The sequence below is a fragment of the Streptomyces sp. TLI_053 genome (assembly GCF_900105395.1).
Lineage (GTDB): Bacteria > Actinomycetota > Actinomycetes > Streptomycetales > Streptomycetaceae > Kitasatospora.
Map to the genome: position 1 here is coordinate 9,113,589 of NZ_LT629775.1, position 10,495 is coordinate 9,124,083.

Annotated in this window: 14 protein-coding genes; 6 read left to right on the forward strand and 8 right to left on the reverse strand. The window is 76.0% G+C overall.

The genetic code is table 11. From position 1 onward, the window contains the following. Positions 1-137: 137 nt before the first annotated feature. Together BLU95_RS37750 and BLU95_RS42730 are read left to right on the forward strand one after the other, a co-directional pair. Complete coding sequence (locus tag BLU95_RS37750) at positions 138-599, forward strand: hypothetical protein (RefSeq protein ID WP_093863964.1); 462 nt, start codon at positions 138-140, stop codon at positions 597-599. Positions 600-749: 150 nt separating this feature from the next. Next, positions 750-1,169: a hypothetical protein gene (locus tag BLU95_RS42730; protein ID WP_159425179.1), complete on the forward strand. Its 420-nt coding sequence runs from the start codon at positions 750-752 to the stop codon at positions 1,167-1,169. 155 nt (positions 1,170-1,324) lie between these two features. On the opposite strand, the gene BLU95_RS37760 is transcribed toward BLU95_RS42730, so the two are convergent. Beyond that, on the reverse strand, positions 1,325-1,633 hold the full coding sequence (locus tag BLU95_RS37760) for a hypothetical protein (RefSeq protein ID WP_093863966.1): 309 nt from the start codon (positions 1,631-1,633) through the stop codon (positions 1,325-1,327). A gap of 503 nt (positions 1,634-2,136) precedes the next feature. On the opposite strand from BLU95_RS37760, the gene BLU95_RS37765 reads away from it, so the two are divergent. After that, a complete protein-coding gene (locus BLU95_RS37765) occupies positions 2,137-2,697 on the forward strand; it encodes a type 1 glutamine amidotransferase domain-containing protein (RefSeq protein WP_093863967.1) in 561 nt (186 codons plus the stop codon). Between the two features lie 151 nt (positions 2,698-2,848). Here the strand turns inward: BLU95_RS37765 and BLU95_RS37770 are convergent, their stop codons facing one another. After that, entirely contained in the window at positions 2,849-3,409 is a 561-nt protein-coding gene (locus BLU95_RS37770; RefSeq protein WP_159425180.1) for a hemerythrin domain-containing protein, read from the reverse strand. 202 nt (positions 3,410-3,611) lie between these two features. On the opposite strand from BLU95_RS37770, the gene BLU95_RS37775 reads away from it, so the two are divergent. Then, positions 3,612-4,412 carry a VOC family protein gene (locus tag BLU95_RS37775; protein ID WP_093863969.1) on the forward strand — a complete coding sequence of 267 codons (801 nt, stop codon included), beginning with the start codon at positions 3,612-3,614 and terminating at the stop codon, positions 4,410-4,412. Positions 4,413-4,511: 99 nt separating this feature from the next. Here the strand turns inward: BLU95_RS37775 and BLU95_RS37780 are convergent, their stop codons facing one another. From BLU95_RS37780 to BLU95_RS37800, 5 genes are all read right to left on the reverse strand, one after another. Continuing rightward, on the reverse strand, positions 4,512-5,798 hold the full coding sequence (locus BLU95_RS37780; protein ID WP_093863970.1) for a PP2C family protein-serine/threonine phosphatase: 1,287 nt from the start codon (positions 5,796-5,798) through the stop codon (positions 4,512-4,514). A 258-nt stretch (positions 5,799-6,056) separates the two neighbouring features. Beyond that, on the reverse strand, positions 6,057-6,275 hold the full coding sequence (locus BLU95_RS37785) for a hypothetical protein (RefSeq protein ID WP_159425181.1): 219 nt from the start codon (positions 6,273-6,275) through the stop codon (positions 6,057-6,059). A gap of 53 nt (positions 6,276-6,328) precedes the next feature. Then, positions 6,329-6,517 (reverse strand): CsbD family protein, encoded by a 189-nt coding sequence (locus BLU95_RS37790; protein ID WP_231978096.1) that lies wholly within the window; start codon positions 6,515-6,517, stop codon positions 6,329-6,331. 73 nt (positions 6,518-6,590) lie between these two features. Next, positions 6,591-7,895, reverse strand: coding sequence for a carboxylate-amine ligase (locus tag BLU95_RS37795; protein WP_093863973.1), 1,305 nt, complete (start codon positions 7,893-7,895; stop codon positions 6,591-6,593). A gap of 140 nt (positions 7,896-8,035) precedes the next feature. Then, positions 8,036-8,575, reverse strand: a complete 540-nt coding sequence (locus tag BLU95_RS37800; RefSeq protein ID WP_093865427.1) for a DUF6328 family protein — start codon at positions 8,573-8,575, stop codon at positions 8,036-8,038. A gap of 339 nt (positions 8,576-8,914) precedes the next feature. Between BLU95_RS37800 and BLU95_RS37805 the strand changes: the two genes are divergently transcribed. Both BLU95_RS37805 and BLU95_RS37810 read left to right on the forward strand, forming a co-directional pair. Beyond that, the gene (locus BLU95_RS37805; protein WP_286158667.1) at positions 8,915-9,319 is read left to right on the forward strand and encodes an STAS domain-containing protein; all 405 of its coding nucleotides are present in this window, start codon (positions 8,915-8,917) and stop codon (positions 9,317-9,319) included. Beyond that, the gene (locus tag BLU95_RS37810) at positions 9,319-9,786 is read left to right on the forward strand and encodes an ATP-binding protein (protein ID WP_107452646.1); all 468 of its coding nucleotides are present in this window, start codon (positions 9,319-9,321) and stop codon (positions 9,784-9,786) included. The genes BLU95_RS37805 and BLU95_RS37810 overlap by 1 nt, the downstream gene beginning before the upstream one ends. Before the next feature lie 340 nt (positions 9,787-10,126). Here the strand turns inward: BLU95_RS37810 and BLU95_RS37820 are convergent, their stop codons facing one another. Next, complete coding sequence (locus BLU95_RS37820; protein WP_093863976.1) at positions 10,127-10,450, reverse strand: plasmid stabilization protein; 324 nt, start codon at positions 10,448-10,450, stop codon at positions 10,127-10,129. Positions 10,451-10,495 lie beyond the last annotated feature (45 nt).

Here is a 10,495-nt window from a genome sequence, read left to right on the forward strand (position 1 = left end):
GCCCCTGGTCCCGTACGGACTGGGGTGCCGTCGTGCCTCGCCCTGCCCGTGTCCGTGTTGCCGCTGCCTCCGGTGCCGCGCCGCTCTGCGACCCGCGCCCGGTGGTTGTCCGCGGGCTCCCCGGGTAGGCGCCGGACGTGGAGCACAACGAACCCCCGGCGGACGTCGGCGCAGGCGCGGCCGACGCGTCCGCGTACGACATCTGCGACCACTGCGGCCTGGCGGTCATCGCCGAGGACCTGCTCGGCGCGATCGTCCCCGACTCCTCGGCCGTCCACGTCTCCGATCCGGAGCTCGACGGCAGGCGGGTGGTGACGGCGTGCTCGGCCGGGCACCTGGCCGCGCTGGTCGAGGTCTACCGCAGCCGTCCGTTCGTCCCCGAGGAGCAGTACGCGGCCAAGGTCTGCCGCACGCTGGCCGACTACGACGAGCCGGTGCCGCTCGGCGTGGTCGCCGCCCTCAGCGGCCTGTCGGAGGACCAGGCCCAGCAGGGCGTCGACTGGCACAACGCCCGGGCCCAGGAGTGGCGCGCCCGCTACGGCGACCTGGACGGCGTGGGGGACGAACTGGACGGTCCTGCGGACCCGGGCGCCCCGTGAACCGGGCCGCCGTCGAACGGCGAGCGCCGCCCGGCCCCGGGCCCGCCGCGGCGGTGCTTACGGCCGGCGTCGCACGCCTGTTTCGATCCGGGGACGACCGGGCAGACGGGCGGTGCCCGAGGCCGGCTCACCGAGGAGGCGTGCACGCGGATGTGGCTCATCGTCCTTGCCGTCGCGGTCCACTGCACCGGAGCTGCCGTCACCACGAAGGTGGCTTTCACCGTTCTGCGCAATCGCTACCTCCTGGCGGGTCGTGCTCCTGCGCCCGGTCCTGGACCAGGTGCCGGTTCCGCTCCGAGCGAGCAGGCTGCGGCAGCCGTGTTCGAACTGAGTGAACGACCGCAGGCCGAATGCCTCTCGCTCATCACCGGCCTGATCTGGCCGCTCTCCTTGCCCGCGCTCGCGGTCCGGACGGTGGGGCGCCGAGTGCTGTTCGCCCGGGAGCAGGGCCGGGAGGCAGCGGCGGCGGCGCAACGCCATGCCGTTTGCCGCGAACGCATCGACGAGCTGGAACGGTCGCTCGGGGTGGGTACGTACGCCGCTCCGCCCAACGGCGGCCCGCGGCGCTGAGACCGCTGCCCGGCGGAGCCCCTCCCACGCGTCGCACGGCGGCGCGCCCCCTCCGGAGCGCCGCCGTCGCCCCGACCCGGACGACCGGGGCAGGGCACGGGAAGGACGGCCGGACGCGCGGGCCGGGCCACCGGGTCGGTCGTGCCGGAAGAGCGTCAGGAGTCACCCGCGGGCCGGTGCGAGCGGCCGGGGGCCGGTGCGGCGAGGCCGGTGAAGAGGACGCCTCGGCCGCCGGGGACGGTCCGGATCCGTACGGCCAGCGGCGGCGAGAGCCAGCGGACGATGCTGGACGGCTGCGGACCGGTGGGCTCCGGCTCGGGGATCCGGGCGATGTCGTGGTGGCTCAGCGGGAGACTGACGGCGCGCTGCCCGTCGTGCAGGCGCAGCAGCAGGCGCCGCCGGTGGTCGCGGTGGATGCCCACCGCGAGGGCGGTCGCGGAGGCGGACTGGGCGGTGGTGGTCATGGCGGTCAGGTTTCCTCGGAGCGGGACGGCTCGCGGGTGCGGAGCCGTCGGTGGGGGTGACGGGCCCTCCCACGGGCCCGGACAGGTTCCATCTTGGTGTCGGCCCGGCGATCGTGTGCGGAGCACGACCGCCGACCGGTGCCCCGGCGGCCGTGCTCCGCATCCGCGGCGAAGAAGGCGGCACGTTCGTCCGGAGCGGGGTGCCTGCCCGGACGGGGACGCTGCCGCACGCCCGCGCGCCGCCCGCTCGGCAGGCCCGTGCCCACATGCGACGGTGCCGGGGCCACGGCCGGTCGCCTCCACCCGAACGGGGGGCGCCCGCACAGGCGAGGTGCACCGTCGGTGGCGGCTCGGCCGTAGTGCCGGGCGCTCCCGGTGTTCGTCGGAAACCCGGCGTGGGTGGGGCATGGTGCGGGGACCGCCGGGTACCCGCAGGGATCCGGGGCGCACCGCGCCCTGCCCGGCGCCCCGCCGTACGGGGCCGGCCGATTCGGAGGAGAACCATGACCCACCAGACCAAGGCCCTGGCCATCGTCACCAACTACGGCGTCGAGCAGGACGAGCTCCTCGTCCCCGTGCGCCACCTGCGCGACGACGGCGTGCACGTCGACATCGCGGCGGCGGAGGCGGAAGTCGTCCACACCCTGGTGCGGGACAGGAAGCCCGGCGAGACGGTCGCCCCGACCCACACCCTGGGCGAGGTCGACCCCGCGGACTACGACCTGCTGCTGATCCCCGGCGGTACGGTCAACGCCGACAGCCTGCGCCTGCGGGGCGAGGCGGTGGAGCTCGTGCGTGCCTTCAGTGCCACGGGCCGCCCGATCGCCGCGATCTGCCACGGTCCGTGGCTCCTGGTCGAGGCGGGCGTCGTCGGGGGCAAGCGCCTCACGTCGTACCCGTCCCTGCGGACCGACCTCGCCAACGCGGGCGCCGAGTGGGCGGACGCGCCGCTGGTCGAGGACGACACGGGCGGCTGGCACCTGGTCACCTCGCGCAACCCGGACGACCTCGGCCCGTTCACCCAGGGCATCGACAGCGCGCTGCGCCGCGCCGCCGCGGCGTAGCGCGCGCGTTCCGGCGGTCGGCACCGTGCGGCCACGCCCGCCCGCCCGTGCCGTCCGCCCGCCCGTGCCGCCCGCCCGCCCGTGCCGTCCGCCCGTGCTGCCCGCCCGTGCCGCTCACCGCAGTCGCCCGCCGTCGACGGGGTGCGGTCGGTCACGGGGTGTTCTGGTGGTCCGCGCCGTTGTGGCCGGTGAGCCGGTCCCGGACGGCGGCGATCGCCCCGGTGCCCGGCGGCAGGCCCCAGACCGGGGCGCCGCTCCCGCACGGCCGGGCCTCGGCGAGCCGCTCGCCCTGGCGCCGCAGCTCGGCCGCGGGTACGGCGGCCCGGACCAGGGGGAACAGCCGCTCGTTCTCCCCGCGCAGATGGGTCCGGAGGAGGACCAATAGCGAGCCGGTGCAGCGCGTGCGGTCGGAGGCGGGCAGCCGTTCGTCCGCGGCCCGGGCGAGCAGCCGCCGGACCGCCGCGTGGGCGTGCCGCGCCGCGTCCGCGAGGGCTCCGCCGGCCGGGAGGTGGCGGACGACCAGCGGATAGAAGTACGCCTCCTCGACGGCCGTGTGTTCGTCGAGGAGGGCGGCCAGCTCGGTCAGCAGTCGGCCCCCGTCGGCCACGGCGTGCTCGCCCCGGGCGTGGACCAGGTCCAGCCGTCGCAGGAGTGCTTCCAGCGCGCGGTGTTCGACGCACAGCTCGCCCAGGAGTCCGTCCGGCCCGTTCATGGGTGCCTCCGTGCAGGCGGGGTGTGGTTGCTGGAACCCCGGCGTCTGCCCCGATCGGTCCGCCCCAACCGGTCCGCGCGGGCCGGACCGCCCCCTTCCGACGGTTTTCACCCGTGCGGTCCGATTCCGGGACGGTGGGGCGGGTACGGAACCGCCCGTCCGTCCCCGCCGAACGCGCTCCCGGAGGCATCCCGTGCCCGACATGAACGGCCCCTACAAGCCCGGTACCCCGTGCTGGATCGACCTGATGGTGCCCGACCAGCAGGCGGCGCTCGACTTCTACGGGGAGGTGTTCGGCTGGCAGGGCGAGATCGGGCCCGCCGAGCAGGGCGGCTACTCGGTCTGCACCCTGAAGGGCAAGCCGGTCGCCGGGATCATGAAGGCGTCGAACCCGGACGGCACCGTTCCCGACCCGATGCCGCCGACGGTGTGGACCACGTACCTGTCCACCGACTCCCTGGATCCCGCGCTCAAGACCGTCACCGATGCCGGCGGTTCGGTGGTGATGGGGCCGATGGACGTGATGGACCTCGGGCGGATGGCCGTGATCGCGGACCCGACCGGGGCCGTGGTCGGCCTCTGGCAGCCCGGGACCTTCGACGGTGCGGGCATCGTCAACGAGCACGGCGCGCTGATCTGGAACGAGCTCGCCACCCGTGACCGCGCGGCGGCCGCCGACTTCTACTCCGCCGTGCTGCCGGTCACCACCGGCCGCTCGCAGGAGCCCGGCGCCGAGGGGTACATCGAGTTCAAGGTCGACGGCCGCGCGGTCGGCGGGATGATGGACCTGTCGACCTTCCCGCCGGGCGTCCCGCCGCACTGGCAGCCGTACTTCAACGTGGACGACGTGGACGCGATCCAGGCGGCCGTCGTCCGCGCCGGCGGTGCCGTCCTCACCCCGGCCTTCGACATGGGCGCCAACCGGCTGGCCGTGCTCGCCGACCCGCAGGGGGGCGCCTTCTCGGTGATCACCTGGCCGGTACTGGAGGACCCGGCCGGCTGACCGGCCCCGGCCCGCGACCCCCGGTACCGGCTCCCGACCGCCGGGAGGCGCCTCGCGTCGTCGGAGGTGTGCGCCACGGCCCTGGCGCACACCTCCCGACTACGCCGTCCGGTGGTCGGCGTGGTCGGCGCGGTCGCCGGGGGCAGTGGTCCGGGACGGCAGCGGGTCGGTCCGGGCGGCTTCCGGGCCCGGCTCCTCATGGCGGCCGGACGGGTCAGGGGGGTGCCATTCGGCGAGGACGATGGTGGCGTCGTCCTGGAGCCGGCCGTCGTGGCGGTCGAGGACGGCGTGGACGAGACGGCGCAGGGCCTCCGGTGCGGGCTCGCCCGCGGCGAGCGCGCGGGTGACGAAATCGACGAGCTGGTCCTCGCCGAACTGTCGGCCGGTGGCCGAGCGGGCTTCGGTGACGCCGTCGGTGTGGACGAGGACGCGGTCGCCGGGCTCCAGCTGGACCCTGTGCACGGTGCGGGAGCGCGGGTAGCCGGGGCCGAGGCCGAGCGGCAGCTCGCCCGGCGCCTCCAGGGCGCCGGGAACGACGTGGTGGGCCCGGATCAGGAGCGGCGGCGGGTGGCCGGCGTTGATCCAGGTGAGCTGCCCGGTCTCCAGGTCCAGGCGGGCGAAGACGCCGGTGAGCAGCCCGCCGGGCTGCCAGCGGTGCAGGTCGTCGTCGATCCGGTCGGCGATGTCGCTCAGGGTGCCGCCCGCGCGGCGGGTGGAGCGGCAGCCGGCCAGGGCGACGGCGGAGGCCAGCCCGGAGGACAGGTCGTGGCCCATCGCGTCGACCACGGTCAGGTGCAGGTGTCCGTCGTCCAGGCCGTGGTCGAAGGCGTCCCCGCCGATCTCGTAGGCCGGTTCCAGTGCGGCGGCGGAGGTGACCCGGTCGGTGCCCAGGGTGCGTGGGGGCAGGAACGCCCAGACCATCTCCGCCGCGGTGGTCATCGGTCGCTGCCGGGAGACGCGGCTGAACAGGTCGCTGAACCCGCTCTTGGACACGACGGTCAGCGCGGTCAGCGCGGCGAGCTGCGTGGCGCCGTCCAGCAGCTCGGGCGTGATCCGGTCGGCGGCGACGTGGAGCACGCCGATCCGGGCGATGCCGTCGACCAGCGGCAGCCAGAGAGCCATCGGCCCGTGGTGGGACAACTGCACCGACACGGTCCGGTACGCCCGTCCGGCGACCGTTCCCTCGATCGCCAGCGTCTCGCCCTCGTCCTCGCCCGGGCCCGGCAGCGGTACCAGCTGCTCCTCCTGCACGTCGGTCAGGTAGACGGTCGCCGACGCCAGGCCCATCCGGCGGGCCGTCTCGTCGACCAGCCGGGGCAGGAAGCGCGGGGAGGCGGTGTGCGACCGCTCCAGGAACCGGGCCAGCGCGGCTTCCTCCTCCGCCATCGCGCCGATCCCTTCGCCGTCCTGTCCTTCTTCGAGTCTGGGGCCGGACCGGCCGTGGTGCGCGGCCCGCCGACCGGCGGGCGGGGCCGAACAGGGGCCGGGCGGCGCGACCTGCGCCGGGCGCCGGGCGGTTCGGCGGACCCCGGCGACAGCACGGCGAAGGCCCGCCCCTCCGAGGGGCGGGCCGATTTCGCCGACGTCGGGTGGCCGGCCGGATCAGTCCGGTCGGGTCAGTCCGGCGGGGTCAGTCCGGCGGGGTCAGTCCGGCGGGGCGTCAGCCTCCGGGGACACGTCGCGGTCCTCCTCGCCGTCGGGGCCGTCCCGGCCGCCCGACGCGTGGTCGGCCCCGTCGGCCGGGTTCTCGTCCTGGTCGTGCTCGGGCGGTGGACCGCCCTCGCCGGTCATCCGTGATCCGGGGGTCTCGGTCCGCACGGGCGGGTCCCTGGGTTCGCGCGCGGGCTGCTCGGGTTCGGTCATGGCGGTCACCTCGGTCGGGGTTCGTCGTCCGTTCCGGTCCTCGGCCCGCGAGGTCACTCCTTTCCCGCGTCCTTGATCTTCTCGGCGGCCTGCTTGAGGTCGCTCTTCATCTGGGTGCCGCGGCCCTTGGCTTCCATCGTCCGGTCGCCCGTCGCCCGCCCGGCGACCTCCTTGGCCTTGCCACGGGCCTTCTCGGCCATGTTGCGGATCTTGTCGTCGGTGGCCATGGTCCTGCCTCCCATCGATGGACGGGCCGGTGCCCGCCCGAGCCGCGTCTGCCCCTGTCGGGGCATTCCATGCGTCACTCGTCCTGCCTCAGTCCGCCGGGGGAAGGGCGGCGGTCTGCCGGGCCAGGGCGTCGACGACGTCGGCGGGCCGGTGCCGCAGCAGATAGTGCCGCCGCTGGCGTTCGGCGCCGGTACCCAGCCGTCGCAGGCGGTCGAGGCCGGCTTCGGCGGCGGGGAGGTCCCCGGCGGCGGCCAGGCCCGGTGCGGCCCGGTCCAGCAACCGGTCGACCAGCGCGGCCATCGGCACCGGCCGGCCCGTGAACGGGTCCAGGCCGCCGCCGTCCGGTCCGGTCCTGGCCGCCCGCCGGTGGGCGGCCGTCAAGCGCTCCGGCGGCACGCCCGGCGCGGGCACCCCGGCCCGGGCCTCCTCCAGCAGGACGCTCGCCAGCCCGCGCAGCAGCCCGGCCAGCAGCAGGACGGTGTCCAGATCGGCGTTGACGTCGGTGATCCGGACCTCCAGCGTCGGCAGGTGCTCCGACGGCCGGGTGTACCAGTAGATCATCCGACGGTCGAGCAGGGTGCCGCGAGCGACGAGGGAGTCCGCGAGCGCCTCGTAGCCGGGCTCGTCCAGCACCGGGGCCGGCCCGACGGTGGGCCAGCGTGCCAGGCGTACCGTGCGCCAGCTGGCGAAACCGCTGTCGCGGCCGCCGTCGAACGGCGAGTTCACCGCGAGCGCCTGCAGCACCGGCAGCCAGGGCCGCAGGCGGTTGCCGAGGGCCAGGGCCAGCCCGCGGTCGACGGTTCCCAGGTGGATGTGGCACCCGCACAGCGCCCCGCCCCAGCCGTCGACCGCCCCGGGGTAGCGCGCGGCCATCCGGCGGTAGCGCGGGTTCTCGGTGAGGACCGCCGCCCCCGGCCCGGTGAGGACGGGTGTTCCGGAGGCGACCAGCAGGCAGCCCGCGTCGGCGGCCGCCGCGACCAGCACCGCGCGCAGCCGGGCGAGGTCGTCCCGCAGTTCCTTCAGCCGCAGCGCCGGCCGGGTGCACGTCTCCACCTGGGCCTGCAGGAACTCCGGCTGGACCTGGCCGCCGAGCGCCGCGGCGCTCGCCGCGAGCACCTGCGGGGCCCGGGGGACCGGCAGCCTGCTCCGTCGGTCCACGAGCAGGAACTCCTCCTCCACCCCTACCGTGGGCACCGTCCGGCGCACTCCGTTCACGGGCACGGCGGGCTCCCGGAGGTCCGGCCGGATCCCCGGGCGGGCCCGCTCCGGTTGCCGCGCCGGGCGGGCGCAGGCACCGTCCGGTCCGGGCGGCGAACCGGGCCCACGGCCGAGCCCCGCCCCGGCCCCGGTGAGGACGACGGCGTGCGGCGCGGTACGGCGGTCAGTGGTCATGGCGGGCGTGTTGCCGGGACGGTGAGGCCGAAACCCGCGGCGGCCCGCGGTACCGGTGTCGCCCGTACCGCACAGTATCGGGGTGGTGCGCCGGTACCGGGTCCTACCGCTGCACCGGGTCGTGCGGCGGCGCTCGGGCCTCAGCCGGGGGACCGGTCCCGGTCGCGGGTCGGGTCGTGGTGGTGCCGACGCAGGTGGAGCACCGGCAGGAGCAGCCAGCAGGCCGCGAACCAGGCCATCACCGCCCCCGCGATCCAGGCCGCCGCCGCGCTCCCGGTGGCGACCCGGAGCAGGAGCAGCAGCGCGGTGCCGATGGTGAGCGCCAGCAGCACCAGACCGATCGCGACCAGCCGGGCCGCCGCCTCGACCAGCTGCGGCTTGAGCTGGTGGCCGGCGAAGAGCCGGTGGTAGGAGACGGGGGCGGTGAGCGCGCCGGTGGCCAGGGCGCCGAGGACCACGGTGAGCACGTAGAGGCCGCGGTCGAAGGCGCCCAGCTGGGCGAAACGCGGCATGAAGACCACGCTCAGCAGGAAGCCGAACAGGATCTGCGAGCCGGTCTGGGCGACCCGGACCTCCTGGAGCAGGTCGTTCCAGCGGCGGTCGGCGCGCTCGTCCGCCGACTCCCGCCGCCCCGTGCGGGCGGAGGCGGCGCCGCTGCGCCCGGTGGTCCCCGGTGGCATCCGGCCCACCTCCGTCCGCTCCGTTGCCGTCGGCCGTGCTCGTGCTCCTCGTGGGTCCGCCTCGCGTGTAGCCGCACCGGGCCGGGGCAAACGCCCGGCATGGAGGTCACGACCCGGCCACCGCCGGCGCCGTCCTGCCGGGCGGCCGACCGTCGGGTGCCCGCCGTCCGCGCGGCCCGACCCGCCGCGCGGCATCATGGTGCTGACGGGACGAGGCAGTTCCGACCGGACCGGGAGCCAGCCATGCATCTGTCCGCCGGGGGCGACGGGGAAGACGGGGGTGCGGGGGGAGGGCCGGGCACGGGGGAGCCCGGTGCGGGTGCGTTCCGGTCGGGCGGGCTGCGCGTCGAGTCGCGGCGGACCGGAACGGTGCGGATCGTCTCGCTCCGGGGCGAACTCGACCACGACTCGGTGGACGGCTTGCGCTCGGCGCTCGGCGGACTGCCGGAGGACGGCCTGGCCCGGATCCTGGTGGACCTCGCCGAGCTGAGCTTCTGCGACTCGACCGGCCTGAACATCCTGCTGCGGGCCCGGCAAGACGCGGAAGCGGCCGGCGTGCGGCTGGAGATCACCGGGCCCCGCCCCGCCGTGGTCCGGCTGTTCGCGGTCACCGGGGCGGACACCGTCCTGCGGATCCACCCCGACCTCGTTCTCGCGCTGGCGGTCGACGACGGCCCGTCGGCCCCCGGCCGCCCGAGCGGTCCCGACCGTTCCGGGCCCGCCGCCCCCGAGGGAGGGCCGTGATGGGCCACCCGGGAGCCGCTGCCGCACCGGAACGGGACCAGACCCGGCGGCTGCCGCTGAGCAGCAGCGCCGGTGCGGTGCAGCAGTGCCGGGACTTCAGCCGCCAGGCACTGCTCGACTGGCACTGGCTGGCCGTGGACGGGGGGAGCCGGCCCGACGAGGAGCAGGTGGCCGTCTTCGAGGACGTCCTGCTGATGGTCTCCGAACTGGTCACCAACGCCTGCCTGCACGCCCCCGGCGGGCCGCGCGAGCTGCGGCTTCGCTGGGACACCGTCCGGCTGCGGGTCGAAGTCAGCGACGCGAGCCCGGTCCCGCCCGAGCTGCGTCCGTCCGCCGACCCGGGGCAGCCGGGCGGCCACGGCCTGCGGGTGGTGGACCGGCTCGCCCGGGCCTGGGGGTCGCGGCCCGAGAACGGGGGCAAGTCGGTCTGGCTGGAGGTGTCGTCGCCGCTGGACCACCGCACCTGAGGTGCGATGGTCCAGCGGCGACGGGTCCGGGTCTCAGTCGCCGAGCGGCCGGGGCTCCGTCGCGGGCCCCGGCCCGGGCACGGCGGGCGGGCCGGGATCGGGGTCGGGCGGCGGGAAGGGCGGTACGGGCGGTGGCGCCGGGTCCGGCACCGGCCGGGGTGCGGGGTCCGGGTGCGGGAACGGTTCGGTGTCCGGATGGACGGGTGGCGGGACGGTCATGGCGGCCGTGCCTCCTTCCCGGGGTCGGGGCCGTCTCGGGCTCCCCGGCCCGGTACCGGAGCGCCGCGGTGGGCGCTGACCGGGCCGGACACGGGAATTCACCCGAACGGTACAGTTGGCGTCAGTGGCCGAGTGCCCGGGCCAGCTCGCGCTTGTTCATCTTCGAGCGGCCCTCGATGTTGCGCTGCCTGGCCTCGTTGTACAGCTGGTCGTAGGTGGGCCCGCCGGCGCCCCGGTGCGAGCGCTGCCCGCCCCGGCGGCCGGACGAGATGTCGTGGGTGGAGCTGCGGCTGGCGGTCCTGGACTCGCCGTGCCGGGCACGCTCCTTGTTGACGGTCCGCGCGGCGATCTCCTCGGCGCGGTCCTCGCTCTCGCCGCGCTCCAGCACGCTCTCCTTGATGTGCTCGTACTGGCGTTCCCGTTTCGGACTCGATCCTCGGGGCATGGCGACGCTCCTTCCCTCGGCCGGTACGTCGGCGGGTGGCGCCTA

What these genes read in the sequence shown, in the direction of transcription:
- BLU95_RS42730 (WP_159425179.1), top strand. Translation starts at nt 750, where the DNA reads ATGTGGCTCATCGTCCTTGCCGTCGCGGTCCACTGCACCGGAGCTGCC.
- BLU95_RS37760 (WP_093863966.1), bottom strand. Translation starts at nt 1,633, where the DNA reads ATGACCACCACCGCCCAGTCCGCCTCCGCGACCGCCCTCGCGGTGGGC.
- BLU95_RS37765 (WP_093863967.1), top strand. Translation starts at nt 2,137, where the DNA reads ATGACCCACCAGACCAAGGCCCTGGCCATCGTCACCAACTACGGCGTC.
- BLU95_RS37770 (WP_159425180.1), bottom strand. Translation starts at nt 3,409, where the DNA reads ATGAACGGGCCGGACGGACTCCTGGGCGAGCTGTGCGTCGAACACCGC.
- BLU95_RS37775 (WP_093863969.1), top strand. Translation starts at nt 3,612, where the DNA reads ATGAACGGCCCCTACAAGCCCGGTACCCCGTGCTGGATCGACCTGATG.
- BLU95_RS37780 (WP_093863970.1), bottom strand. Translation starts at nt 5,798, where the DNA reads ATGGCGGAGGAGGAAGCCGCGCTGGCCCGGTTCCTGGAGCGGTCGCAC.
- BLU95_RS37785 (WP_159425181.1), bottom strand. Translation starts at nt 6,275, where the DNA reads ATGACCGAACCCGAGCAGCCCGCGCGCGAACCCAGGGACCCGCCCGTG.
- BLU95_RS37790 (WP_231978096.1), bottom strand. Translation starts at nt 6,517, where the DNA reads ATGGGAGGCAGGACCATGGCCACCGACGACAAGATCCGCAACATGGCC.
- BLU95_RS37795 (WP_093863973.1), bottom strand. Translation starts at nt 7,895, where the DNA reads ATGACCACTGACCGCCGTACCGCGCCGCACGCCGTCGTCCTCACCGGG.
- BLU95_RS37800 (WP_093865427.1), bottom strand. Translation starts at nt 8,575, where the DNA reads ATGCCACCGGGGACCACCGGGCGCAGCGGCGCCGCCTCCGCCCGCACG.
- BLU95_RS37810 (WP_107452646.1), top strand. Translation starts at nt 9,319, where the DNA reads ATGGGCCACCCGGGAGCCGCTGCCGCACCGGAACGGGACCAGACCCGG.
- BLU95_RS37820 (WP_093863976.1), bottom strand. Translation starts at nt 10,450, where the DNA reads ATGCCCCGAGGATCGAGTCCGAAACGGGAACGCCAGTACGAGCACATC.